This window comes from Mesorhizobium escarrei (assembly GCF_935825525.1).
Lineage (GTDB): Bacteria > Pseudomonadota > Alphaproteobacteria > Rhizobiales > Rhizobiaceae > Mesorhizobium > Mesorhizobium escarrei.
On record NZ_CAKXZT010000117.1, the window covers coordinates 27,925 to 54,019 of the forward strand.

Consider the following 26,095-nt stretch of genomic DNA (forward strand, 5'->3'; position numbering starts at 1 on the left):
GGCACGGCGTGCCGGCGGCATCGCCGCAGCGTGAAGCCGCTGGTTGGGGTCTCAAACTCGTCTCTTCCGACTGGCGCACCAGTTGGGCAAAGGCAAGAGCAAAACTTCCCAGCATCAAGACGATGACAATCAGGCGTGTTACCGGCAATAAATCGGTCCGACTAGCTGGCCCCACGCCGCCCATCCACTGCCGGCTAACATGGTCGATCCGGCTTTACGAGAGTTTAATACTCGTCTTAACCATCACATTCGCTTGTCACTCGACACGATGCGCGAGCAGCAGAGCGGCGGCTCTTGCCGGCGCTGTGTGGAGGGGCGCCACCAGGGGCGCCACTGGGGGCGCCACATGTCTCGCTTTGCAGATTTGCCCACCCATGCTAACCCGGCGCTGGCGCGGCCCAAGCAACCGGTCGCCACCAACCGGTCGCCATCAAACATCTTCATTGGGAGCCATGAACAAAGCCGCCAGCCGCTTCGCCTTCGTCTCGTCCGATACCGCCGACGCCAAGGCGGCGCTGGAGAGCCTTTCGGCGCGCTATGGCCAGGCACCCATCGAGGATGCAGAGATCGTCGTGGCGCTGGGCGGCGACGGCTTCCTGTTGCAGACCTTGCGCGACACGATGAGCACAGGAAAAAAAGTCTACGGCATGAACCGTGGCACCATCGGTTTCCTGATGAACGAATATCGCGCCAGCGGTTTGACCGGGCGCATCGCTGCGGCTGTTGCCGAAACGATCCGTCCGCTGGAGATGCAGGCGGTCACCGCAGAGGGTGAAACGATTTCAGCGTTGGCGATCAATGAGGTTGCGCTGTGGCGCCAGTCCTACCAGACGGCCAAGATTCGTATCACGGTGGACGAGCAAGTGCGGCTGGAGGAATTGAATTGCGACGGCGTGATGATCGCGACACCGGCCGGCTCGACCGCCTACAACCTCTCCGCGCATGGGCCGATCCTGCCGCTCGACGCACCGCTGCTGGCGCTGACCCCGGTCAGTCCGTTCCGCCCGCGCCGCTGGCGCGGCGCGCTGCTTTCCAACAAGGCGACCGTTCGCTTCGACATCCTGGAGCCGGAAAAGCGGCCGGTGAACGCCGCAGCTGACCATACAGAGGTGAAGGCCGCAACCTCGGTTACGGTGCGAGAATCGCCAACTGTGACCGCGACGCTGCTGTTTGATCCGAGCCACTCGTGGAACGAGCGCATTCTCGCCGAACAGTTCCGCTATTGAGCCGGCGCAGCGATAGGCAGCTCGATTAAGCATCGCGATTAAGGTTACGACTTCACAATCGTGCCGTCCCCGCCTGTTTGTGTTGACAAATCGCGGGCTTGCGCCTACCTGCAATACCAATCTTGCAGGCGCGCGGCGCTTGCCGCGACCGCTTGCGTTGCGCCCCCGAACCAGCCAAAGACAGCCAAACTTGTCCTCAGACACCCAGATCGCTCAAGAAGTGTTGACCTTCGCAGACCTCGGCCTGTCGCCAAAGGTCCTTTCCGCAGTTACCGACGCCGGTTACACCGAACCGACACCGATCCAGGCCGGCGCCATTCCGCACGCTTTGCTCGGCAAGGATATTTTGGGCATCGCCCAGACCGGCACCGGCAAGACGGCCTCGTTCGTGCTGCCGATGCTGACCCGCCTCGAAAAAGGCCGGGCACGCGCCCGCATGCCACGCACACTGATCCTCGAGCCAACGCGCGAGCTTGCCGCGCAGGTCGAAGAGAACTTCATCAGATACGGCAAGAACCACAAGCTCAACATCGCGCTGCTGATCGGTGGCGTGTCCTTCGACGAGCAGGACAAGAAGCTGGAGCGCGGCGCCGACGTGCTGATCGCGACGCCAGGCCGCCTGCTCGATCACCGCGAGCGCGGAAAACTTCTGCTCAACGGCGTCGAGATCCTGGTCATCGATGAGGCCGACCGCATGCTCGACATGGGCTTCATTCCCGACATCGAGCGCATCTGCGAGATGATCCCGTTCACCAGGCAGACGCTGTTCTTCTCGGCGACGATGCCGCCTGAGATCACCAAGCTCACCGAGAAATTCCTGCACGCGCCGGTGCGCGTCGAGGTTTCGAAAGCCGCGTCCGCCGCGACCAACATCATCCAGCGGCTGGTGAAATCCGGCTCGAAACCCTGGGACAAGCGCGAGACGCTGCGCAATCTGATAAAGGCCGAGGATGCGGAACTGAAGAACGCCATCATCTTCTGCAACCGCAAGATCGAGGTCTCGGAGCTTTTCCGCTCGCTGCTGAAATATGATTTCGACGCCGGCGCGCTGCATGGCGACATGGACCAGCGCGCGCGCATGCAGATGCTGGCCAATTTCCGTGACGGCAAACTGCGCTACCTCGTTGCGTCGGACGTCGCGGCCCGCGGCCTCGACATCCCCGACGTCAGCCACGTCTTCAATTACGACGTGCCGATCCATGCCGAGGACTATGTCCACCGCATCGGCCGCACCGGCCGCGCCGGCCGTTCGGGCAAATCCTTCACCATCGCCACCAAGTCCGACACCAAATACATCGACGCGATCGAACGGCTGATCGGCAACAAGATCGAGTGGCATGACGGCGATCTGTCGACGGTCGTCGCCAGCGAGGGCGGAGAGGACGATGCTCCCCGCCGTGGCCGCGGCGCCCCCCGCCGCGCCGGCCGCAAGGACGATGGCAAGGAGAGGGGCGAACGCAGACCACGCGAACGCCACGCCAAGCAAAGCGAAGCTGCAGCACCGGATGTGGTGCGCGAGGAACAGGCAGTGGCGGCCGAAACCGCGGTCGCCGATGCCGGTGAGCGGCGCGCGCGCAAGGAAGCGATCCGCTCGGAAAATAGCGAGCGCCAAGCTTCACCCGAACGCAAGGCTTCGCCCGATCGCCACCGCAACGAACAGCGCGCGCCAGAACGTGGCGACACCAGGCCGCAGCGCGACGGCAATCGCCCGGCCCGCCATCGCCAGGAAGACAACGACGCGACCGTCGGATTCGGTGACGACATGCCGGCGTTCATGCGCATCGTCGCCAAGGGCTAACAGCAGAAATTGGGCTGATCACAGTAGAAATTCTCAAATACCAGCAAAACGGCCCCTTGCGGGGCCGTTTTCATGTGCAATGCGGTCTTCTGCTTGCCTTGCTCAGGTGAGCGGCGAGAGCTGGATTTCGACGCGGCGGTTCTGGGCGCGGCCGGCGGCCGACGCATTGGAAGCGATTGGACGCGTCTCGCCGAAGCCGGTGACGGCGAAGCGGCGGGTATCGACGCCCTGCCCTGACAGATAGTTGGCGACCGCCAGCGCGCGGCGCTGCGACAGGTCGAAATTGTGTTCGTCGCCACCGCTCGAGTCGGTGTGGCCGAACACGTCGACCGTGGTCTGCCGGAACTTGTTCAGCACAAGCGCGACCGAATTCAGCACTGGATAGAAGCCGGGCTTCACCGCGTCCTGGTCGACGTTGAAGGTGATGTCGGACGGCATGTTGAGGATGATCTGGTCGCCGCTGCGGGTGACGCTGACGCCGGAACCCTGAAGCTGCCGGCGCAATTCGGCCTCGTTCTGGTCCATCGTGGCGCCGATGGCGCCGCCAGCGAGAGCGCCGACGCCAGCGCCGATCAGCGCATTGCGGCGATCGTTGCCACCGGCAAGCAGGCCGAGCCCCGCACCCGCCAGCGCGCCGATCCCGGCGCCGGCCGCAGTGTTGGACACTTTCTGCTCTCCGGTATACGGATCGGTGGTGGTGCAGGCGCTCACGAGCACAGCCGTCGCCACGGCGACGAGCACAGTCTTTTTCATTAGGTAGTCCCTCTCCAGTCCGCGGTCCCACCAGTGGCGCGCCGCATCAGCCCTTCCGTTGCATCGGCCCGAAAATCATCGATTTTCGGAAGCACGATGCATAGATTCAAAGTCTTAGAGCGTACTTTGTGCGTCCGAGTGGACGCACGTCGCTCTATGTCTTGTTAACATGAAATGCGGCGAAAAATGGAAGGGGAAAAGCGGCTGGCTATGGCTTTTCCCGTCAAATCAACGGCCGCTATATTGCGCAATCCTGATCGGTAAGCAGCGACTGACGGCTACCAGAGATTCTTGCCGTCAATGACGACGACCTCGACCTGATCGAGGTCGAAATCGTCGAACAGGCGCGAGTTCACACTGATTTTCGGATTTTCGAAGTTCGGCTTGCCGGTCGACCAGTCCGGCGTTTGGGTGAAGGTGCCGCAGCCGCAGGTGGCGCAGAAACCATGTTTTACCGTTTTCGAGCCCCATTGATAGAAAGAGACATTCTTGAGCGGGCTGGTGAGCTTGAATTGCGACGGAATGTAGTAGGCCCACAACGAGCCGCGTTTCGAGCAGAAGGAGCATGTGCATCGCGTCACGGTCAGCGGCGCTTCCGAAACCTCGAACGTCGTCGACCTGCAGTGGCAGCTTGCCTTTATGGTCATAACGCCTCCCCTCACGATTGCTTCCCGCCCGCGCGGTAAGGCAACATGCGGTAAGGCAACATAAAGAGGCGCTGTTGACAACTGTCTGTCAGCAGACTCGCTTGCCTGCATCGGACGCGTGGGCGCGCTTCAATCTCTTTGAGGCATGTCGCTATCCCAAAACCGCTGCACACCCTCGAGTCAGGCCATGCCCCCATTGGAGCAAGCTTTCGGGAGCAAGCCTATGGGTGACATGCATTAAAACGACGACGGTGGGACGAACAGGCAGATGGTCTTTCCGTCATTGGCGCCGGCGACCGAACACCAGTGATATTCGCCGTCGGGCGAATTCTTGATCCGTGCATCGCTGTAGCCTACGACCTCGCCTGTCCCCTTGATGACATAACCCTCCGGACGCTCGCTGATCGACGTCTGCGAGACCGCGCGGCAATCGTAACCAGAACAACAGGAGAATGGATAACTCCAGCCTTGCGGCCTCGCCGCAGTCGGCGTTGCGTCGTGCGCCAAAGCGGGCGCTGCAAATAGAATGGTGGCGGCCGTCAGAGCCACCACCGCAATGATTGAATTCAGGAGGCGGCGCGCCGTCTGGACGGCTGAGGCCGATCGGGCTGTGAAAGCAGGCATGGGCGCAATTCCTATCACCGAGTTATCAAGCGTTTCGCTTGCCCGTTCTTGGAACGTATCTTCCCAGTGGCCGGCTCGTCAGGTCGCAGATACGCCGCGTCCGGCCATAAATGCTTTTTCCCCCAGCCTTCGGATGCTGGCCTGATTCCTTTGTTGGCGCAAGAAATTGCTGTGCAACCGAGCGCCGACATCTGCAACCGGAACCAGCCTGCCGGGGCTGGCGAGAGTGACTTCATCAACCCGGCAGATGGGCTCGCGGATAACGAGAATCAGCTCGCAGTGGTTCCGGGCCAGGCCCAGGCAGGCCTGCAACAATGAACCCGAAGGTGGAAGTCGATATGGAAAATTCGATGAAAAAACAAAGCCATCAAGCGACCGCTCAATTAGCGTGAGAGCCTGTTACTGTAGCGTGATGTTTCCGGCTGCTTAAGTGGTAGGAGCTTCAGTCGATATCGGCCACCACTTCGCCGGCGCCGCCCTCGATGCGCTGCGACAGCGACGCCTCCATGAAGTCGTCGAGGTCGCCGTCCAGCACGCTCGACGGGCTTGTGCTCTCGACACCCGTGCGCAGATCCTTCACCAGCTGATAGGGCTGCAGAACGTAGGAGCGGATCTGATGGCCCCAGCCGATATCGCTCTTCGACGCTTCGGTGGCGTTCGCCACCGCCTCGCGCTTCTTCAGTTCTTCCTCGTAGAGCCGCGAACGCAGCATCTCCCAAGCCTTCGCCTTGTTCTTGTGCTGGGAGCGCTCGGCCTGGCAGGCGACCGCGATGCCGGTGGCGAGATGGGTGATGCGGACCGCTGAATCGGTGGTGTTGACGTGCTGGCCGCCCGAACCGGACGAACGATAGGTGTCGATGCGGACATCCGATTCGGAAACGTCGATCTCGATCGTGTCGTCGATCACCGGATAGACCCAGACGCTGGCGAAGGACGTGTGGCGGCGCGCATTGCTGTCATAGGGCGAAATACGCACGAGACGGTGAACGCCGGATTCCGTCTTCAGCCAACCATAGGCATTGTGGCCCTTGATCAGCAGCGTGGCGGACTTGATGCCGGCCTCTTCGCCGTCATGCACTTCCAGCACTTCGACCTTGAAGCGGCGGCGCTCGGCCCAACGCGTGTACATGCGCAGAAGCATCGAGGCCCAGTCCTGGCTTTCGGTGCCGCCGGCGCCGGCGTGGATTTCGAGATAGCTGTCGTTGGCGTCCGCCTCGCGCGAAAGCAGCGTCTCGATCTGGCGGGCCTTTGCTTCGCCGCGCATCGAGCGGATCGCCGCTTCCGCCTCGGCGACGACGCTCTCATCGCCCTCTTCCTCGCCAAGCTCGATCAAGCCGATATTGTCTTCCAGCGCCTGGGTGAGGCCTTTGACCGCGGCGATGCCTTCCTCGAGGCCCTGGCGCTCACGCATCAGCTTCTGCGCCTCCAGCGGCTCGTTCCAGAGGCTCGAATCCTCGGCCCGCACATTCAGGTATTCAAGCCGCTTTATGGCTTGATCCCAGTCAAAGATGCCTCCTCAGCAGGGTTATCGCCTGCCTGATTTCGTCGACAATATTCTGCGTTTCCGCGCGCATGGCTGGCCGTTCTGTCCTGTGCTGAAATGGTGCCCTGTTGCTAAAGCAGAGCTTGGGTTGGCGCGATACATAGGGACGGCACCGCCGCCTGTAAAGCGAAATGGGCCGGCTCGAAAGCCGGGCCAAATACCCTGAACCTATGTCAGTAGAGCCCGCCGCCGCCGGACTGGATGGCTTGGTTGGCCTGTGGCGACAGCGCGCCGCCGGAGGCGTTGGAGCCGTCCGCACCCATGCCGATCACCCAATAGCTGTCGGCGGGGCCGGTGCCCGGCTTGAAGGCCTCGATAAAGGCGCCGGCGTCGTCCGGGTTGGCCCGCATGCCGGTTTTGCGATTGATGGCGATCAGCTTCATGCCTTCGGGAACCTGGAAATCGACATTGGGCGTGCCGTCCAGCGCCACGCGCATGAAGTCCTTGAAGATCGGAGCGGCGAGGCCGCCGCCGGTCGCGCCCTTGCCAAGACCCTTCGGCTGATCATAGCCCATATAAAGGCCGACAACGAGGTTGGGCGTATAGCCGATGAACCAGGTATCCTTCTCGTCGTTTGTCGTTCCGGTCTTGCCGGCGATGTGGCGGCCGAGTTCGGCGACGGTAGCGCCGGTACCGCGCTCGACGACGCCCTCCATCATCGAGGTGATCTGATAGGCGGTCATCGGATCGAGCACCTGCTCGGAATTGTCGACCAGTTCCGGCTCAGGCTGGTTCTGCCATTCGGCCGCATTGCAATTTTCGCAGCCGCGTTCGTCCTGCCTGTATACCGTCTTGCCGTAGCGATCCTGGATCCGGTCGATCAGCGTCGGCTTGATCGACTTGCCGCCGTTGGCCATGATCGAATAGGCCGATACCATGCGCATCACGGTCGTCTCGCCCGACCCCAGTGCCATCGGCAGATACGGCGCCAGTCGATCATAGACGCCGAAGCGCTCGGCATATTCGGCGACCAGCTTCATGCCCATGTCGTTGGCCAGGCGCACAGTCATCAGATTGCGCGACCTCTCGATGCCGGACCGCAAGGTCGCCGGGCCGGCTGTCCTTCCATCGTAGTTTTTCGGCGTCCAGGTCGTGTTGCCGCTCTTGATGGTGATCGGGCCGTCCATGATCACCGAAGCCGGCGTATAGCCATTGTCGAGGGCGGCCGCATAGACGATCGGCTTGAACGACGAACCCGGCTGTCGCATGGCCTGCGTCGCACGGTTGAATTCGGATTGCGAATAGGAGAACCCGCCGACCATGGCCAGAACGCGGCCGGTATGCGGATCCATGGCGATCATGCCGCCTTCCACTTCGGGGGCCTGGCGCAAGATATAGGCCCCATCCGTGCCTTCTTTCTTCTGCACGAAGATGACGTCGCCAGGCTTCAGCACGTCCGCCGGCGATTTGGCCTTGACGGTCCTGCCGCCGACCACGTGACGCATGGCGAAGCTCATGTCCTCGCGGCTGACGGTGCCTTCGATGCGATCCTTGACGAGTTGGCCCGAGACCTGCCGGGTCGGCCGAAGGCCGATGGACAGGCCGCTCTCCGAACTGTCGAGCACAACGGCGAGCGACCATTCGGGCACGTCGTCCAGTCCCTTGACTTCGCTCAAAGGCACGCCCCAGTCGCCGGATACGCTGATGGTCTTCAGCGGCCCGCGATAGCCGCGCAGCGTATCGAACTTCATCAGGCCGTTCTGCATGGCTTTGCGGGCGATGAGCTGCATCTTGGGATCAAGCGTCGTACGGACGGACAGGCCGCCTTCGTAGAGCGCATTCTCGCCGTAGCGTGCGCTGATCTGGCGACGCACTTCCTCGGTGAAATATTCGCCCGCGAACAGATAGGTGCCTGAGCGGCGTGGCTTGACGCCGAGCGGCTCGGCCTTGGCCTTGGCGCCTTCCTCTTGCGTGACGTAGCCGTTGCCGACCATTTGGTCGATGACCCAGTTGCGGCGCTCGATGGCGCGGTCGGCATATTTGAAGGGATGATAGTTGGTGGGGCCTTTCGGCAAAGCCGCCAGATAGGCCGCCTCCGCCACAGTGAGTTCATTCACCGCCTTGTCGAAATAGGTAAGCGCTGCGCCGGCGACGCCATAGGCGCCAAGCCCGAAGAAAATCTCGTTAAGATAGAGCTCGAGGATGCGGTCCTTCGAATAGGCCTGCTCGATGCGGAAGGCGAGGATCATCTCCTTGATCTTGCGCTCGTAGGTCTGGTCCGAGGACAACAGGAAGTTTTTCGCCACCTGCTGGGTGATCGTCGAGGCGCCGACCTGGCGCTTGCCCGAGCCAAAATTCTGCAGATTGACCATGACTGCGCGGCCAAGGCCGGTCATATCGATGCCTGGGTGATTGTAGAAGTTTTTGTCCTCGGCAGACAGGAAGGCCGCCTTGACACGATCCGGCACCGCCTGGATCGGCAAATACAGGCGCCGCTCGCGCGCATATTCGGCCATCAGCGCACCGTCGGACGCATGGATGCGGGTCGTCACCGGCGGTTCATACTTGGCCAGGACCTCGTAGTCGGGCAAATCCTTCGACAAATGGCTGATATAGATCGCCACGCCCGCCGCGACCAAAAGGGCCAGCGCCGTGCCGATGCCGAAGAAATAGCCAATAAGACGAATCATGCCCGCTCCAGTCCTTGGTTCGGGAATTGCCTAAGCGAAGCCGCCTTTCGCGCAAGCTTTCGAGACGATCCCGACCGGTAATCGAAAATCCATGTCGCCACCATGTGGGCAAAATGCGGCAGCATGGAATTTCGGCTTCGAAATGGCGGAAATATAAGTACGGGGTGTTGTTGTCATGCAACGCTGCCACTGGCTGTGGGCGGGCGGCGGGCCATCTCAGCCTCCGGTTCCGGCTCCAGCCTTGGCTGAAGCGAACAGGGCGATGGCATTGGTTATGCTCTGGGCCGCCTTGCTGCGCCAATCGGCACTGAGCAGTTGCGCCTCGTCCTTGGCATTCGACAGATAGCCGAGTTCGACCAGCACGGAGGGAACATCCGGCGCCTTCAACACCTTGAAGCTGGCCGAACGCTGCGGATTGTTGATCAGGCCGACACTGGTGGAAAGCTGGCCGACCAGCGTTTGGGCAAAACTCATCGAGAAACTGTGCGTCTCGCGGCGAATCAGGTCGATCAGGATGTCGGTTACTTCCTTGTTGTCGTCCTTGATTTCCATGCCGGCGAATTGGTCGGAAAGGTTTTCACGGTCGGCGAGCGCCTGCGCTTCGGGATCAGAAGCCTTGTCGGAGACGGTGTAGACGGTTGCGCCGCGAAGGCCCTTGACCCTGATCGTGTCGGCGTGGATCGAAATGAGCAGATCGGCCTCGTGCTGGCGGGCAATGCGCACGCGGTCGTCCAGCCGCAGGAATTGGTCCGTCTCGCGCGTCATGAACACGTCGTATTTGCCGACTGCGGCAAGTTTGTCCCGCAATTCGGTGGCGAAAGCGAGCGTGACGTTCTTCTCGCGCGTGCCGTTCAGGCCCTCGGCGCCACCGTCGATGCCGCCATGGCCTGGATCGATGACGACGGTGAAGCGATGGCCTGGATTGGAGACCGGGCCGGTGCCGACTCTGCCGCCCTTGTCGGAGGAAACCGTCGAGCCGGTGGTCAACGCCTGATTGGCAAGAGCGATGTCGAACTCCCGCACCGACGCCGCCGACATCTCGATAGCGATGCGGTAGCCGTTGCCGTCATCATTCTTGAGCACGTCGAGCCTGTCGATGGCGAACGGGCCCTTGCCGGTGAGAATCAGCCGCGATGCCCCCTCGCCGAGATCGCCGTAACGCACGCTCCTGACCAGGCCGCGCGCCTTTACATCCTTGGCATTGATGGCGAATCTCGTGCTTGGCAGGTCGACGACCAGACGGTGGGGGCCGCGCAGCAGGAACCATTTGACGTCGGGCTCGCGATCGAAATTCATGACGATGCGCATCTTGGTGGCGTCACCCGCCATTTTGTAGCTCGTCATGGCGAGCGGCGCGTCGGCGGCAAAGGAAGCTGGCGAAAAGGCCAGGCAAGCGACAACCAGCAACAGCAGACGAGCAGCGTGGAAGAAGTGGGCAGCGCGGAAGCGGGCACCGCGCAAGTGGGCAGCGCGGAAGTAGGCAGCGTGGAAGAAAGTGCCTCCGGCACGACCACTCTTGTGGGTGAAGACTGCCAGTCCCATCTCGTTCCAGTTGCTCCGGTTTGGCGCCAGGCGCCCAATCCTGCGTGTCGGCCAATCTTGTTTGTCGGAGTGTCGTCGTCTTGTCGAAATGCCGGTCAGGCCGCGAACTCGATTAACGGTTGGTATCCAGAGAAGGTTAACCAAGTCTTTTCATGCAACGCTTAAAGCCGTGCTTCCGTTGCGGAACTGCATTTTGCCGGCATCGGAAATCGGGGTTGCCTTCCAACCCGCCAAATCATAAAAGCGATGGTGGATCACTGCAATCCTGGAACCGTCCTTCTCCGCAGCATCCTGCTACAGGTGAGATGAACGACGGCTCCTTTCGCGTCAGGCGAAAAAGGCAACAGGTGATCGCGACGAATTTCGCAGGTGTGAGCCCGTGGCGGGGGAAGCGCCTGCGTGAGGAAAACGGCCGGGATTGTCCCGCGCCGGCTCTGTACGAGCAAACAAGCTGGTCCGGTTTTTCCGGGCTTTGGTTCAAAAAGGTTCTGCTGGTTACGATGGCTTCAAGCGCAATCATGGAAAGGTCCGCAGCAAACCGCGCCATTATGGCTGCGGGCGGCACCGCCATGGCGCTCAGGCAGCGGCCGGCGGACATTCAATTGCCCGGCACCCATGTTCATCCACACTCACAGCGGCGGGCTTTGCCCCGCAAGCTGCGGCTGACGGCTGCCGGGGGGAAACGAAATAATGCCCAACAAAATGCTGATAGACGCCTCCCACCCGGAGGAAACACGAGTTGTCGTCGTTCGCGGTAACCGTATTGAAGAATTCGACTTTGAATCTCAGGACAAGAAGCAACTCAAAGGAAACATCTACCTCGCCCGCGTAACCCGCGTCGAACCCTCGCTTCAGGCAGCCTTTGTCGAATATGGCGGCAACCGTCACGGTTTCCTAGCCTTTAGTGAGATTCATCCCGACTACTATCAGATTCCGGTCGCCGACCGTCAGGCGCTGCTGCGCGCGGAAGCGCAGGAGGCTGAAGACGAGGACGATGAGGACGGCGAAGGCGACGATCGCCAGAACCGTGATCGCGGCCGGCGCGGACGCCGCCGCGGCGGCAAGAGCCGCGACCGAGGCGAGCACAAGCGTGATGCAGGTGCGGCCGATTCGGACGATTCTGTCGATTCCAACGACAGCGGGTCCAACGACAGCGGGTCCAATGACAGCCGTTCCAACGAGGGCGGCGAACACGACGAGGATGCGGTCGCGCAGAACGTCGATGCCGTTTCCGAAAAAGTCGACGCGCCGTCCGCTACTTCGGAAACTGGCGAGGATGTCGCCAGTCATAGCGAAGCAAGTCGTGACGAGACGAGCCGTAACGAAACGAGCCATGACGAGACTGGCCATGACGAGACTGGCCATGACGAGATTGGCCATGACGAGACTGGCCATGACGAGACTGGCCATGACGGGACTGGCCATGACGGGACTGGCCATGCCGAGGCTGGGCCTTCCGAAGGCGGTCCGAATTCCATCGCCGCCAGCATCGAATCGGATGTGATTTCCGAAGCCGTGCCGCAGGCTGAGGCGGCCGGCGAAGCCACGTCCACCGACAATGATCGCGGCATGCTGGAAGAGGTGCAGTCATCGCATCCGGATGACCATGAGGTCGAATCGGTCGGCGCCGAGGATGCGCTGGAAGAAGCGCGCAACCGCCGCAAGCCGGTGCGCCGCCAGTACAAGATCCAGGAAGTGATCAAGCGCCGGCAGATCCTTCTGGTGCAGGTCGTGAAGGAAGAGCGCGGCAACAAGGGCGCGGCGCTCACCACCTACCTGTCGCTTGCCGGCCGCTATTCGGTGCTGATGCCGAACACGGCGCGCGGCGGCGGCATCTCGCGCAAGATCACCAACGCACAGGACCGCAAGCGGCTGAAGGAGGTCGTCGCCGATCTCGAAGTGCCGCAGGGCATGGGCGTCATCCTGCGCACCGCCGGCGAAAGCCGCACCAAGGCCGAGATCAAGCGCGACTACGAATATCTGATGCGGCTTTGGGAAAACGTCCGCAACCTGACGCTGCAGTCCACGGCTCCTGCCCTGGTCTACGAAGAAGGCAGCCTGATCAAGCGCTCGGTGCGCGACCTCTACAACAAGGACATCGACGAGATCCTGGTCTCCGGCGAAGAGGGCTATCGCGAGGCCAAGGACTTCATGCGCATGCTGATGCCGAGCCACGCCAAGGTCGTGCAGCCGTTCCGCGACGCGACGCCGATCTTCGTGCGCAACGGCATCGAGGCGCAGCTCGACCGCATGCTGCAGCCGCAGGTGACGCTGAAGAGCGGCGGCTACATCATCATCAACCAGACCGAAGCGCTGGTCGCCATCGACGTCAATTCGGGCCGCTCCACCAAAGAGCACTCGATCGAGGACACAGCGCTTCACACCAATCTGGAGGCGGCCGAGGAGGTCGCACGGCAGCTGAGGCTGCGCGATCTCGCCGGCCTGATCGTCATCGACTTCATCGACATGGAGGAGAACCGCAACAATCGCTCCGTCGAGAAGCGGCTGAAGGACCACCTCAAGAACGATCGCGCCCGCATCCAGGTCGGCCGCATCTCGCATTTCGGCCTGATGGAGATGTCGCGCCAGCGCATCCGTGCCAGCGTGCTGGAATCGACGATGAAGCCTTGCCCACATTGCGGCGGCACCGGCCATGTGCGGTCCGATTCGTCCGTCGCGCTGATGGTGGTGCGGGCGATCGAGGAATTCCTGCTCAAGGATTCGCGCAGCCACATCACGGTGCGGACGCCGGCGGCGACCGCGCTCTATGTGCTCAACCACAAGCGCGGCACGCTGGTGGAGCTCGAAAACCGCTTCGGCCTGACCATCACCGTCGAGGCCGACGACACGGTCGGCGCCCAGCATTATGCGATCTTCCGCGGCGCGTTGGCTGAAAAGCCCGAAGGCTTCGTCGAGGTGCGGACCTTGCCCGCCTATGTCGAGCCGGAAGAGCCCGCCGACGAAATCGTCATCGAGGAGGAGGAAGACGAGGTCGTTGCACCGGCGGAGCAACCGCGCCAGGCTCAGCAGCCGCAGCAGCCAAGGCCCAGCGAGGATGGCGAAGGCCGCGACCGCAAGCGCCGCAAGCGCCGCAGACGGCGCGGCGGCAAGGATCGCGACCGCGAGCATGGCGCCCCAATGGAAGGGGCATCCCTCTCCACCGCTGCCGATGGCGTCTCCGAAGCCTCAAGCGATGAAGGCGCCGAAGCAAACCACGAGGACCAGGTCGGCGTCGCTGAGGCGGTGAAAGCTTCGGATGACGGGCAAGAGCCTGGTGAAGATCGGGAGCCTGATGAAGCTCGGGGGCCGGATGAAGGTCAGGGGCCGGATGAAGGTCTGGGCAAGAAGCGCCGGCGCGGCAAGCGCGGCGGCAAGCGCAATCGCCGTGAAGACGGCGAAGGCGAGGTCGATGCAGGCACTGCCGAATCGGCTGACCGTCCCGAGGTCTTGGAGGGCGTAGCCGTCTCCGGCGAACCGGCAGCAGCAACGCCGGTCGAAGCAATGCCGGTCGAAGAGCCTGTGGATCTTGCTCCGGCCAATGACGACGTGCCAAGCGCTGAAAAGCCGAAGAAGCCGCGCCGCGCCGCCAAGCCGAAGAAGGCTGCAGCGAACGTCGTTGCCGAGACGCCGGCAGCCGAGCCGGAAATTTCTGCCGAGCCTCCCGCACCTGTTTCGGAGGAAACAGCCGCCGTCGACGAACAACCGAAGGTCCGCCCATCGCGACGCAAGCCCGTACCGGTGGATGCTCCGGTTGAGCCGATCGTGTCCTCGACTGTTGCCGAAGAGGAAAAGATCGAAGAGAAGCCGAAGCGTGCCGGCTGGTGGCAGCGGAAAGGCTTTTTCTAAGCTTTTCGGTAGTTTAGCCTAATCTTTTGACCAAAAGAATCCCGCGCTGTCCTGTCGACAGCGCGGGATTTTTCTTGTCTGAAGCGCCACAATCTCTATGGCGCCCAAATCTTTATGGCGCCCCCAACTCTTTATGGCGCCCCGAACTCTTTATGGCGCGAACACCGACCAGTTCATCATCTTCGCCAGCCTTTCCAGCGCAATCGACCCCAGCCTGGAATTGCCGTTGGCGTTGAGGCCGGGCGACCAGACGGCAAGCGAAGCCACGCCCGGCACGATCGCTAAAATGCCGCCGCCGACGCCGCTCTTGCCGGGGATGCCGACGCGAAAGGCGAAATCGCCTGAGCCGTCATAGTGGCCGCAGGTCAGCATCATCGCGCCGATGCGGCGCGCGCGCTCGGCCGACACCACGGAATGGCCAGTCGCCGGGTTCTTGCCGCCATTGGCGAGGAAGCGGCCGGCCAGAGCCAGCTGCCGGCAGCTCATTGCGATGGCGCAATGGTGGAAATAGACGCCCAGCGCCAGGTCCGGCGCGTGGTTGAGATTGCCGAAGGATTTCATATAGTTGGCGAGCGCCAAGTTGCGAAAACCGGTAGCACGTTCCGAAGCCGCGACCTCGCGGTCGATGATGATGGTTTCGTCGTCGGCCAGGAACTGGATGAAGCGCAGGATCTCGCCGATCGCCTCGCGCGGCTGGTGGCCGGCGAGCAGAATGTCGGAAATGACGATGGCGCCGGCATTGATGAACGGATTGCGCGGAATGCCGTTCTCGTGCTCGAGCTGGACGATCGAGTTGAACGGGTTGCCCGAAGGCTCGCGCCCGACACGCTGCCACAGCGCGTCGCCGACATTGCCGAGCGCCAGTGTCAGCGTGAACACCTTCGAAATGCTCTGGATCGAAAATGGCTCATCGGCGTCGCCCGCCATCAGCACGCGACCGTCATTGGTCACCGCGGCAATGCCGAACTTTTTCGGATCGACCTTGCCGAGCTGGGGAATGTAGGTCGCGACGTCGCCGCGATCCGTGCGCTCGGCCATCTCGGCTGCAATCTCGGTCAAAGCCTGCTCGAGGTCCGGCATCGCGCTACTTCAGCCAGCGTTCGATGCGCATCATCGCCTCGACCATCTCGTCGTGGCTGCCAGCGTAGGAAAAGCGCATGGCTCGATGGCCTTGAAGCGGATCGAAATCGCGGCCGGGCGTCGCCGCCACATGCGCCTCGGCCAGCATCTTGCGCGCGAAGGCCATGCTGTCGTTGGTGTGCCTGGTGACATCGCAGAAGGCGTAGAACGCCCCGTCCATCGGTGCCGCCAGGGTAAAGCCGAGTTCGGGCAGGCGTTTCATCAAAAGCTCGCGATTGCCCGCGTAGCGCGCCTTGACCGCCTCCAATTCCGCGGTTGCCTTGAACGCCTCGATCGCGGCGATCTGGGACAGTTCCGGCGGTGAGATGTAGAGACTCTGGGCGATACGTTCGACCGGCCGCACCAATGCTTCCGGCAGCACCATCCAGCCGATGCGCCAACCGGTCATGCAGTAGTATTTAGAGAAGGAATTGATCACCGTCACGTCAGGGCCGTAGGCAAGTGCTGTGGTGTCCGGCGCAGCGTAAGCCAGCCGGTGGTAGATCTCGTCGGAGATCACGGCGATGCCGAGCTCTTGCGCCGTCGTCACCAGCGCCGACAGCTCGTCGGCGGGGATAATCGCCCCGGTCGGATTGGCGGGGCTGGCAAACAAGACGCCCTTCAGCTTCTTTTCGCGATGCGCAGCCTTCAGAAGTTCGGCGTGGAGATAGGCATCACCGTCGAGCTCGATCTCGACGATCTCGATGCCGAGCGCGGCCATGATGTTGCGATAGGCCGGATAACCGGGGGCGGCGATGGCGACACGATCGCCCGGATCGAACATCGCCAGAAATGCCAGGTTGAAGGCGGCCGACGATCCGGTGGTGACGGCGATCCGGCCGGGTGAAACGGCCAGCCCGTAGTGGTCGGCATAGTGCTGCGCGATTGCCTCGCGCAGGCCCGCAAGACCCAATGCGTCGGTGTAGCCGATGCGCCCCATCTTCAATGCGTTCGTCGCCGCTTGCCTGACCCGGGCCGGCGCCGGATCGGACGGCTGGCCAACGGCCATGGAAACGACCGGCACGCCCTTGGCCTTCAGCCGATTCGCTTCCGCCAGAACGTCCATGGCGTGGAACGGCTCGACGTCGCCGCGACGCGAAAGCGATACAACCATTTGACCTCATTCCTTGTCGCCGCTTGGGTCGGCCCTTTGGGTCGGTCGGCCCTCGGGCCGGCGCTTGCCGGCTGCCGGCGCCGAGCTTTGGCGTCCCGCGCCGCACAAATGCCCGATTGATATGAGGATCACAAGTTCGGTAAAGTTTCAGTGCCGACTTTTCATCCTCCACCCGCTCGTCTACCAGTGGACCTGCCATGTTGAGCCGACCCAGATCGACGATAGCCCGGGCAGCGCGCGCCTTCGCGACGCTTTCGCTTGCCGCGACACTCGCTGTGACCAGCACGGTCAGCGCCTTCGCGCAAAACGTGCCGGTGGTGCGCGATGCCGAGATCGAGGCGCTGGTGCGCGACTATGCGCGACCGATCTTCAGGGCCGCGGGCCTGCCGGAAGACGGCGTCGACATCGTGCTGGTCAACGACCAGAGTTTCAACGCCTTCGTTGCCGGGTCCCGCCTGTTCATCAACACCGGCGCCCTGATGTCGGCGGAAACGCCCAACGAGATCATCGGCGTCATCGCCCATGAAGCCGGCCACATCGCCGGCGGCCACCAGCAAAAATTGCGCAACCAACTCGAACGCGCCAAGACGATGGCCATCATCGCGACGCTGCTTGGCGCCGGTGCCATCGTCGCCGGCGCCACCAGCAAAAGCCGGGGCCTGGCCGGCGCCGGCATGGGGGTTGCGGCCGGCGGCGGCGAGATGGCGCAGCGCAGTATCCTCGCCTATCAGCGCACCGAAGAGATGACCGCCGACCGCTCGGCGATAACCTATCTCAATGCCACCGGTCAGTCCGGCCTGGGCATGCTGAAGACCTTCGGCCGCTTTCAGAGCGCGCTCTCGCTGTCGGGGGCGCAGGTCGACCCCTACCGGATCAGCCATCCGCTGCCGCGCGAACGCATCGCCAACCTCGAAGTCCTGGTCAAGAAGAGCCCCCATGTCGACAAGGTCGATGCGCCGGCGCTGCAGCAGCGGCATGACATGATGCGCGTCAAGATCGCCGCCTATATGGGAGGCCAGGCCGCCGCATCGCGGCTGATGCGCAAGATGCCGGGTAGCCTCGCCTCGCGATATGGCGACGCGCAGACGAGCTATCTTTTCGGCGATCTGGCCGGGGCGCTCGCCAAGACCAACGCGCTGATCAAGGCACAGCCGAAGAACGCCTATTTCCAGGAGTTGCGCGGCGACATCCTGATGAAGGCGAACAGACCGAAGGCTGCCGCGGAAGCCTATGCCAAGGCGGTCAGCCTCGACCCGGCGCGATCCGGGCTGCTGCCGGTTTCCTACGGCCAGGCGCTGATGGCCGTCGGCACGCCCGATTCCCTGGAGAAAGCGGTGGTGCAGATAAACAAGGGTCTCGGGCGCGACCGAGAAAACGCCGTCGGTTACCGCCATCTTGCGCAGGCCTATGGCGAGCTTGGCAACATTCCGGCCGCCGACCTTGCGACCGCCGAAGGCCATTTCTATTCCGGCGCCTACAAGGATGCCAAGATCTTCGCAATGCGCGCGCAGATGAAAATGAAGCGCGGCGAGCCGGGCTGGATCCGCGCGCAGGACATCATAAACTACGCACCATCAGGCAAGAAAAAGTGAACCGTCCGGCCGTGCGCGGCGACAAGTAGTCGGACCAATCGGGTAGTCGGACCAATCGGGTCGGACAACCGGGCCGGACCAGGCAAGAGGATTTAGCGATGATGAAGAAGGCAATTCTGCTGGGCACCACGGGCGTGGCGGTCGCTCTCGCCATGCTGGGTTTCGGGTTCGTGACCGGAAGTCCGCAGGCGGCAAAGGCCGATGCCACGCAGATCGCCCAGGCAGCCTCCGCCGACACCAGGTTCGACCGGGCTGAAGTCGAAGGCATCATCCGCGACTATCTCCTGAAGAACCCGGAAGTGCTGCTGGAAGCTCAGGAAGCGCTCGAGGCCAAGCAGAAGGAGGCGCAGCGGGTCGCCAGTCTCGGCGTCATCAAAGATGCCAAGGACCAGATCTTCAACTCGGCCTTCGACGGCGTCGTCGGCAATCCGAACGGCAGGGTCACCATCGTCGAATTCTACGATTACAATTGCGGCTACTGCAAACGCGCCATGGAGGACATGCAGACGCTGACGACAGCCGATCCGGAGCTGCGCTTCGTGCTCAAGGAGTTCCCGATCCTCGGCCCGGATTCGCAGAAGGCGAGCGTCGTCTCGATGGCCTTCCACCTGATGATGCCGGAGAAATACGGCGAGTTCCACAACGCGCTGCTCGGCGCCCAGGGACGCGCCACCGAAGCGGCGGCCATCAAGGTAGCGCTTTCGCTCGGCGCCAACGAAGCGACGCTGCGCGAGAAGATGAAGGATCCGTCGATCGCCGAGGCGCTCTCCAAGACCTACGATCTTGCCAACAAGCTGGCCATCACCGGAACGCCCTCCTATGTGGTCGGCAATGAGGTGGTGTTCGGTGCGCTCGGCCAGGACGTGCTGGCGGAGAAGATAGAGGCGGCCAAGGCCGCACTCTGATCGGCTTCGGCGAAAGCCATTTTTCGGCTGTTGTGGACAGCGAAAGAACCCACTTGCGCTCTTTTCGCAGGCGTTTAAGCCCATTATAGAGGTCCGGCGCGCCGACTGGTGCCGGCGTGGGGAAAGGTCGGCATTTTGAAAACGGTTTTCGTTCTGAACGGTCCCAACCTCAACGCGCTCGGCAAGCGCGAGCCGGGCATCTATGGCGGCAAGACGCTGGCCGCGATCGCCGACGATTGCAAGCAGGCAGGTGCGGCGCTTGGGCTCGAGATCGATTTCCGTCAGTCGAACCATGAGGGCGACCTCGTCGACTGGATACAGGAGGCCGCCGACAAGGCGGTCGGCATCGTCATCAATCCGGGCGCCTACAGCCACACCTCGATCGCCATCCACGACGCCATCCGCTCCGTCGCGCCATTGCCCGTCGCCGAAGTTCATCTTTCCAACATCCATGCGCGGGAATCATTCCGCCACGTTTCCATGGTCTCGCCTGTCGCCGTCGGCGTGATCTGCGGATTCGGGCCGATCGGCTACACACTGGCGCTGCAGGCGCTGGCCGCACGCCTCTGACCGGCCAACAAACAGAAGGCTCGAAAATGTCGATAAAGAAGAATGGTGTTGACCAGCAGCTTATCCGCGATCTGGCGGGCATACTGAACGACACCAACCTCACCGAGATCGAGGTCGAGCTGGGCGACTTGAAGGTGCGCGTGTCGCGACAGGCGCCGGCCGTCCATGCGGTCGCCGCACCGCAGCCCGCCTATGCGCCGCCGGCAGCGCAGCCGGCCGGCGCAGCCGCACCGGCAGCGGCCGACATGTCCAAGAATGCAGTGACCTCGCCCATGGTCGGCACCGCCTACCTGGCGCCATCGCCCGACGCCAAGGCGTTCATCGAGGTCGGCCAGCAGGTCAAGGAAGGCCAGACGCTGCTGATCATCGAGGCGATGAAGACGATGAACCAGATCCCCTCGCCCCGTGCCGGCACGGTGACGGCGATCCTGTTCGAGGATGCGCAGCCGGTCGAATATGGCATGCCGCTCGTCGTGATCGAGTAGAGCCGGGAACAGCCGAAAAATGTTCCAGAAGATCCTCATCGCCAATCGCGGCGAAATCGCTCTGAGGGTGCTGCGCGCCTGCAAGGAGCTCGGCATTCAGACAGTGGTGGTGCATTCCACCGCCGACGCCGACGCCATGCATGTGCGGCTCGCCGACGAGAGCGTCTGCATCGGCCCGCCGCCGTCGCGCGACAGCTATCTCAACATCCACCAGATCGTCGCGGCGTGCGAGATCACCGGCGCCGACGCGGTGCATCCGGGCTACGGATTCCTGTCGGAGAATGCCAAATTCGCCGATATCCTCGCCGCTCACAACATCACCTTCATCGGCCCATCCGGCGATCACATCCGCATCATGGGCGACAAGATCGAGGCCAAGCGCACCGCAAAGCGCCTTGGCATTCCGGTGGTGCCCGGCTCCGACGGGGCGGTCACCGAGGAAAAGGAAGCCAGACGCATCGCCGCCGACATCGGCTATCCCGTGATCATCAAGGCGTCGGCTGGCGGCGGCGGACGCGGCATGAAAGTGGCGCGCAGCGAAGCCGATCTTGTCGTCGCGCTGCAGACGGCGCGCTCGGAAGCCGGTGCCGCTTTTGGCGACGACGCCGTCTACATCGAAAAATATCTCGAAAAGCCGCGCCACATCGAGGTCCAGGTGTTCGGCGACGGTGCCGGCCGCGGCGTGCACTTCGGCGAACGCGACTGCTCACTGCAGCGCCGCCACCAGAAAGTCTGGGAAGAGGCGCCCTCGCCGGCGCTCAATGCCGAGGAGCGCGCGCATATCGGCGGCGTCTGCGCCAGGGCGATCGCCGATCTCGGCTACTCCGGCGCCGGCACCATCGAATTCCTCTACGAGAACGGCGAGTTCTACTTCATCGAGATGAACACGCGCCTGCAGGTCGAGCATCCGGTGACGGAGGCAATCACCGGCATCGACCTCGTGCACGAGCAGATCCGCGTCGCCTCGGGCGGCGGGCTTTCGATGCGCCAGGAAGAGATCCGCTTTCAGGGCCACGCCATCGAATGCCGCATCAATGCAGAGGATCCGCGCACCTTCACCCCCTCGCCGGGCACGATCACCCACTTCCACACGCCGGGCGGCCTCGGCATCCGTGTCGATTCCGGCGTCTATTCCGGCTATAAGATACCGCCTTACTACGACAGTTTGATCGGCAAGCTGATCGTGCACGGCCGCAATCGCGTCGAATGCATGATGCGGCTGCGGCGGGCGCTCGACGAATTCGTCGTCGACGGCATCAAGACGACACTGCCGCTGTTTCGCGATCTCGTCGGCAATCCGGATATCGCCAATGGCGAATATGACATCCACTGGCTGGAAAATTATCTGGCCGATGAGGATTAGGACGTGAACTTATAGAATATAGTGTCGCGATGACCCGTCCCTACGCGCCAGGCTATCGCATCCCGACCGACCTGTTGCTCAAGGCCTACGCCTCGGGCGTCTTTCCGATGGCCGAAAGCGCCACCGATCCCGAAGTGTTCTGGGTGCGGCCGGAGACGCGCGGCATCATCCCGCTGGATGGTTTTCACACGCCCAAAAGCCTGAGGAAGGCGATCCGGAAAGACCTGTTCGATATCCGTTTCGATTTTGATTTCGAGGCGACCATCGACGGCTGCGCCGAGAGGCGCGAGGAACGCCGGTCGACCTGGATCAATGCGCCGATCCGCGAGGCCTATGTCGAACTCCATCGGGTGGGTCATTGCCATTCGGTCGAAGCCTGGCGCGAGGGTCGGCTGGTTGGCGGCCTCTACGGCGTGTCTCTCGGCCGTGTGTTCTTCGGCGAAAGCATGTTCGCCAGGGAAACGGACGCGTCGAAGGTCTGCCTGGTGCACCTTGTCGAGCGCCTGAAGCAACGACACTTCGCGTTGCTCGACACGCAGTTCACCACCGAGCACCTCAAACGCTTCGGCGCGGTCGACGTGCCAAGGGGCAAATACGAAAAGATGCTGGCCGACGCGCTGAAGGGCGAGGCGGTCTTTTTCCCATGATCTGCGCCAAAGGTCGGGTTCTTGGTCAGGTTTTTGTGGCAGGTTCAAGAGGCGTCTGCGCGTGGAACATCATCTTCCAGCCATTGACGCGATGGACATAGCCGGTGCTGACCAGCGCCGCATAAGGCTCGCCATTCTCGCGAGTGGCATGGGCCTCATAGGTCAGCATGACAATGTCGCTGCCCGGCTCGATGATGCCCTTGAGGTCGATGTCGAGATCGCGCCAGCGATTTGCGTCCGTCGCGGTTTCGGCCAGATCGGCATTGCTCATCGTTTGCGCCATCTGTGGGAAAGCCACCAGGCATTCGGTGTCGGCATTGGCTTTGAAATAGGCAGCGTCGCCGGTCCAGAACCCTTTTTCGAGTTCGAGAAGCTCGCTTTTATTAGCCATCATGGGGGACATCCTCCGAACCGCCAGCCATGACCAACGCACGGCCGACAGTGCGGTTCCGGAATACTCAGCAGGTGATTCCGAACAGGCGATCCCGCACCCCAGCATTCTAATTGGTTTTGGCCGCGTCGGGTGCCGGCACCTCCGACTTCTGCTTGCAGCCCTTCAGCCAGACGTCGTAGACCGCGTGCTCGACGGCGTTGAGGCCGGGGCTTTCGGCAAACATCCAGCCGGTGAAGATGCGGCGGATCTTGCGATCCAGCGTGATCTCGTCGACCTCGACGAAGGAATCGGTCTTCGGCTCTTCGGTCTGCGGCCGCGAATAGCAGATGCGCGGCGTCACCTGCAAAGCGCCGAACTGCACCGTCTCGTCGATATAAACATCGAAGGTGATGATGCGGCCGGTGATCTTGTCGATGCCGGCGAATTCGGCGACAGGATTGGTGATGCGTTGCGGCGCCGCCGGTGCCACTGGCGCGACTGTCGCATCCGGTTCCACTGTCGCATCCGGTTCCCCTGGCGCGCCCGGCTCCGTCGGCGCCCCCGGTTCCATTGGCGCCTCAAACTCCGTCGGCGCCCCCGGCTCCATTGGCGCCTCAAACTCCGTCGGCGCCCCCGGGTCCACTGGCGCCTCCAGCGTCTGTGCGGCTGCGATGCTAAAAGCCGCAAAAGCGGCGGCCACCGTCAGTCCGCCCATCGAAATTCGGCTGAAAATGCTCATGCAAGGATCCGGTGGTTTGCGCCCGAGGTGATTCTGTCGCGCCCAAGGCTAGTCGCTGCTGTCAGTTCGACAAGCAGCTAAACGCCAATTGTGGCGATAAAGGACCGATCCGCCCTGGCGATCTCTTACGACCCCGGCGTCCAGGCGTCGTAATCGCCGGTCACCTGCGGGCGGTGCTGATTGCTGAGTATGGAGCCCTTGGGGCGATAGGCGGCGGCACTTCCGGTGAGGTTCGGCTGATGCGGCTTCTGCCAGTCGCGTGGCTTGTAGGTGTCGCTCGGCGGCGCGACATCGACCCGGTGATGCATCCAGCCATGCCAGCCGGGCGGAATCATCGAGGCTTCCGAATAGTCGCGATAGATGACCCAGCGGCGGGTGCGGCCTTCCGAATCGACACCACCCTCGTAATAGACGTTGCCAGCCTCGTCCTGCCCGACTTCCTTGCCATGCCGCCAGGTGTGGAAGCGCGTGCCCAGCGTCTGGCTGTTCCACCAGGTGAAAAACTGCAGAAGGAAAGTCTTCATCCAAATCCTCGTGGCCCAAATCCTCGCGGCGACAGCGGCAGCGCCCCGTTTCCTGCTTATGGCGTCGGGCCATCGCTAAGGCAAGGGTTTTGCCGCATGAGCCGCGCAAATGGCCGTCGGAAAACCGATCCACCGTGGGGCAAGCCTTTCGCGTCCTGTCGAGGCATGTCTTGCCAAGGCTGCCCCGTCTTTCTAAAGCTCTGCGCGCCGCATGCAGGTACCCAGCCTGGTTGACGGTTGAGGAGGTAAAGATGGCCCCGGACGCATCCGACCCTGAGCTGCGGATCAGTGCCAGCTCCATTCGCCTGCGCAAGGGCGGCGTGCCGGTCGTCTGCCTCACCGCCTATACCTATCCCGTCGCTCGCCTGCTCGACGAGCATGTCGACCTGCTTCTGGTCGGCGACAGCGTCGCCATGGTTCTCCATGGCCACAAGACCACGCTGGGCGCCTCGCTGGAGATGATGATCGCCCATGGACAAGCGGTGATGCGAGGGTCAGCCAGGGCCTGTGTGGTGGTCGACATGCCGGCCGGAAGCTATGAGGCAACGCCGCGCCAAGCCGTCGCCTCGGCGCTGCGGGTCGTCGGCGAAACCGGTTGTCAGGCCGTCAAGCTGGAGGGTGGCGTCACGGTTGCCCGACAGATTGCGGCGATTGTCGCTGCCGGCATTCCGGTCATGGGGCATATCGGCTTGCAGCCGCAATCGGTGGAAAGCGACGGCGGCTACAGGATCAAGGGCCGGACCGAGGAGAATGTGGCTGCGCTTTATCGCGACGCCGAAGCGGTCGAAAAGGCCGGCGCGTTTTCGGTGGTCATAGAAGGCACCGTCGAGACCGTCGCCGCCGATCTCACCCGGCACATTTCCATCCCAACCATCGGCATCGGCGCCAGCGGCGACTGCGACGGCCAGATCCTGGTCATCGACGACATGGTCGGCCTGACCGTCGACCGGGTGCCGAAATTCGTCAAGCAATATGCCGACCTTCGCAGCGTCATATCGCAGGCGGCGGCCAGCTTTGCAGCGGAGGTGCGCAGCCGGACATTCCCCGGCCCGAGCCACGTTTTTTCCGCCGCAGCCGACAAGAGCGAAGCATGAACCGGCCTCTCGTCGTCGACAGCGTCGCCGCCCTTCGCGCGCAAATCCGCGATTGGCGTCGCGATGGCGTTAGCCTTGCCATGGTGCCGACCATGGGTGCGCTGCATGACGGCCATATCTCGCTGATCAGGATCGCGCTGGAAAAGGCCGATCGCTGCGTTGTCTCGATCTTCGTCAACCCAACCCAGTTCGCGCCGAGCGAAGACCTCGACAAATATCCGCGCCAGCTCGGCCGCGACCTCGATCGGCTGGCCGAGGCCGGCGCACAACTCGCCTTCGCCCCTGGTGTGGCGCAGATGTACCCGGCCAGCTTCGCCACCAGGATCACGGTCGGCGGGCCAGCCGCCGGGCTGGAATCGGATTTCCGGCCGACCTTCTTCGACGGCGTCGCGACGGTCGTGGCAAAGCTTTTCCTGCAGGCATCGCCCGACTGCGCGGTCTTCGGCGAGAAAGACTACCAGCAGCTTTGCGTCGTCAGGCAACTCTGCCGCGATCTTGATCTGCCGGTGGACATCATCGGCGCGCCAACAATACGCGATGCGCATGGCCTCGCCATGTCGTCACGCAACGCCTATCTCGGCGATGCCGAGCTTGCGGTGGCGCGCCAGCTCAACGCCATCTTGCGCCGGGCGGCGGCGGCACTTGCGGCAGGCGCGGATGAAGGCAGCGCGACCGCCGAGGCCAGCCGCGCGCTCATCGAGGCTGGCTTCGACAAAGTCGACTATGTCGCGGCGCGCGAGAGCCTGACGCTCGCCCCGTGGCGGCGAAACCGCGACGGGCGCCTGCTCGCAGCCGCCTGGCTGGGCAAGACCAGGCTGATCGACAACGTTGAAGTTCTCTCCGCCTAAAGCGCGTGCCGTTTGGATGGATTCATACGAGGCGCTTCAAGCTGTTGTTTTGATGCATGTCATTATCGCAAAACCGCTTCGCGCGGTCGGTTCAAGCCCGAGGACGTGCTTTT

At 62.7% G+C, this 26,095-nt stretch carries 22 protein-coding genes; 11 read left to right on the top strand and 11 right to left on the bottom strand.

All coding sequences use genetic code 11. The features are described 5' to 3' along the window. Positions 1-452: 452 nt before the first annotated feature. Positions 453-1,226, top strand: coding sequence for an NAD kinase (locus NMG80_RS10105; protein WP_254017955.1), 774 nt, complete (start codon positions 453-455; stop codon positions 1,224-1,226). A gap of 190 nt (positions 1,227-1,416) precedes the next feature. Then, positions 1,417-3,024 carry a DEAD/DEAH box helicase gene (locus NMG80_RS10110; RefSeq protein ID WP_254017956.1) on the top strand — a complete coding sequence of 536 codons (1,608 nt, stop codon included), beginning with the start codon at positions 1,417-1,419 and terminating at the stop codon, positions 3,022-3,024. A 102-nt stretch (positions 3,025-3,126) separates the two neighbouring features. Here the strand turns inward: NMG80_RS10110 and NMG80_RS10115 are convergent, their stop codons facing one another. The 6 genes from NMG80_RS10115 to NMG80_RS10140 form a co-directional block, all read right to left on the bottom strand. After that, positions 3,127-3,777: a YiaD family glycine zipper/OmpA-like lipoprotein gene (locus NMG80_RS10115; RefSeq protein ID WP_254017957.1), complete on the bottom strand. Its 651-nt coding sequence runs from the start codon at positions 3,775-3,777 to the stop codon at positions 3,127-3,129. Positions 3,778-4,055: 278 nt separating this feature from the next. Then, complete coding sequence (locus tag NMG80_RS10120) at positions 4,056-4,424, bottom strand: GFA family protein (RefSeq protein ID WP_254017958.1); 369 nt, start codon at positions 4,422-4,424, stop codon at positions 4,056-4,058. A gap of 237 nt (positions 4,425-4,661) precedes the next feature. Continuing rightward, on the bottom strand, positions 4,662-5,048 hold the full coding sequence (locus NMG80_RS10125) for a hypothetical protein (protein WP_254017959.1): 387 nt from the start codon (positions 5,046-5,048) through the stop codon (positions 4,662-4,664). A 442-nt stretch (positions 5,049-5,490) separates the two neighbouring features. Next, positions 5,491-6,622 (bottom strand): peptide chain release factor 2 gene (gene prfB / locus NMG80_RS10130; protein ID WP_254017960.1). Its coding sequence is split into 2 segments (ribosomal slippage): positions 5,491-6,555 and positions 6,557-6,622, totalling 1,131 coding nucleotides; the frame shifts between segments, so codons are not numbered across the junction. A gap of 142 nt (positions 6,623-6,764) precedes the next feature. Next, positions 6,765-9,221 (bottom strand): penicillin-binding protein 1A, encoded by a 2,457-nt coding sequence (locus NMG80_RS10135; RefSeq protein WP_254017961.1) that lies wholly within the window; start codon positions 9,219-9,221, stop codon positions 6,765-6,767. A gap of 216 nt (positions 9,222-9,437) precedes the next feature. After that, positions 9,438-10,763 carry an N-acetylmuramoyl-L-alanine amidase gene (locus NMG80_RS10140; RefSeq protein WP_254017962.1) on the bottom strand — a complete coding sequence of 442 codons (1,326 nt, stop codon included), beginning with the start codon at positions 10,761-10,763 and terminating at the stop codon, positions 9,438-9,440. Positions 10,764-11,453: 690 nt separating this feature from the next. Between NMG80_RS10140 and NMG80_RS10145 the strand changes: the two genes are divergently transcribed. Further along, the gene (locus tag NMG80_RS10145) at positions 11,454-14,609 is read left to right on the top strand and encodes an Rne/Rng family ribonuclease (RefSeq protein WP_254017963.1); all 3,156 of its coding nucleotides are present in this window, start codon (positions 11,454-11,456) and stop codon (positions 14,607-14,609) included. A 150-nt stretch (positions 14,610-14,759) separates the two neighbouring features. Here NMG80_RS10145 and NMG80_RS10150 read toward each other — a convergent pair whose 3' ends face one another. Further along, entirely contained in the window at positions 14,760-15,689 is a 930-nt protein-coding gene (locus NMG80_RS10150) for a glutaminase (protein WP_254017964.1), read from the bottom strand. A gap of 4 nt (positions 15,690-15,693) precedes the next feature. Beyond that, the gene (locus NMG80_RS10155) at positions 15,694-16,842 is read right to left on the bottom strand and encodes a pyridoxal phosphate-dependent aminotransferase (protein ID WP_254017965.1); all 1,149 of its coding nucleotides are present in this window, start codon (positions 16,840-16,842) and stop codon (positions 15,694-15,696) included. Positions 16,843-17,039: 197 nt separating this feature from the next. On the opposite strand from NMG80_RS10155, the gene NMG80_RS10160 reads away from it, so the two are divergent. The 6 genes from NMG80_RS10160 to aat all read left to right on the top strand — a co-directional run bounded on the left by NMG80_RS10160 (position 17,040) and on the right by aat (position 22,404). Further along, complete coding sequence (locus tag NMG80_RS10160) at positions 17,040-18,434, top strand: M48 family metalloprotease (RefSeq protein WP_254017966.1); 1,395 nt, start codon at positions 17,040-17,042, stop codon at positions 18,432-18,434. Positions 18,435-18,535: 101 nt separating this feature from the next. Then, positions 18,536-19,339, top strand: a complete 804-nt coding sequence (locus NMG80_RS10165) for a DsbA family protein (protein ID WP_254018111.1) — start codon at positions 18,536-18,538, stop codon at positions 19,337-19,339. A gap of 135 nt (positions 19,340-19,474) precedes the next feature. Then, positions 19,475-19,909: a type II 3-dehydroquinate dehydratase gene (gene aroQ / locus NMG80_RS10170; RefSeq protein WP_254017967.1), complete on the top strand. Its 435-nt coding sequence runs from the start codon at positions 19,475-19,477 to the stop codon at positions 19,907-19,909. Between the two features lie 26 nt (positions 19,910-19,935). Then, complete coding sequence (accB, locus tag NMG80_RS10175) at positions 19,936-20,394, top strand: acetyl-CoA carboxylase biotin carboxyl carrier protein (RefSeq protein WP_254017968.1); 459 nt, start codon at positions 19,936-19,938, stop codon at positions 20,392-20,394. A gap of 19 nt (positions 20,395-20,413) precedes the next feature. Continuing rightward, a complete protein-coding gene (gene accC / locus NMG80_RS10180; protein ID WP_254017969.1) occupies positions 20,414-21,757 on the top strand; it encodes an acetyl-CoA carboxylase biotin carboxylase subunit in 1,344 nt (447 codons plus the stop codon). A 29-nt stretch (positions 21,758-21,786) separates the two neighbouring features. Continuing rightward, the gene (gene aat, locus NMG80_RS10185) at positions 21,787-22,404 is read left to right on the top strand and encodes a leucyl/phenylalanyl-tRNA--protein transferase (protein WP_254017970.1); all 618 of its coding nucleotides are present in this window, start codon (positions 21,787-21,789) and stop codon (positions 22,402-22,404) included. A 25-nt stretch (positions 22,405-22,429) separates the two neighbouring features. Here aat and NMG80_RS10190 read toward each other — a convergent pair whose 3' ends face one another. The 3 genes from NMG80_RS10190 to NMG80_RS10200 form a co-directional block, all read right to left on the bottom strand. Next, the gene (locus tag NMG80_RS10190) at positions 22,430-22,798 is read right to left on the bottom strand and encodes a hypothetical protein (RefSeq protein ID WP_254017971.1); all 369 of its coding nucleotides are present in this window, start codon (positions 22,796-22,798) and stop codon (positions 22,430-22,432) included. Positions 22,799-22,904: 106 nt separating this feature from the next. Beyond that, positions 22,905-23,516, bottom strand: coding sequence for a DUF2155 domain-containing protein (locus NMG80_RS10195; protein ID WP_254017972.1), 612 nt, complete (start codon positions 23,514-23,516; stop codon positions 22,905-22,907). 125 nt (positions 23,517-23,641) lie between these two features. Beyond that, positions 23,642-24,040, bottom strand: coding sequence for an NADH:ubiquinone oxidoreductase subunit NDUFA12 (locus tag NMG80_RS10200; protein ID WP_254017973.1), 399 nt, complete (start codon positions 24,038-24,040; stop codon positions 23,642-23,644). 251 nt (positions 24,041-24,291) lie between these two features. Between NMG80_RS10200 and panB the strand changes: the two genes are divergently transcribed. Together panB and panC are read left to right on the top strand one after the other, a co-directional pair. Further along, the gene (panB, locus tag NMG80_RS10205; RefSeq protein ID WP_254017974.1) at positions 24,292-25,134 is read left to right on the top strand and encodes a 3-methyl-2-oxobutanoate hydroxymethyltransferase; all 843 of its coding nucleotides are present in this window, start codon (positions 24,292-24,294) and stop codon (positions 25,132-25,134) included. Continuing rightward, a complete protein-coding gene (panC, locus tag NMG80_RS10210; RefSeq protein WP_254017975.1) occupies positions 25,131-25,982 on the top strand; it encodes a pantoate--beta-alanine ligase in 852 nt (283 codons plus the stop codon). Before panB ends, panC begins: the two co-directional genes overlap by 4 nt. Positions 25,983-26,095: the final 113 nt, after the last annotated feature.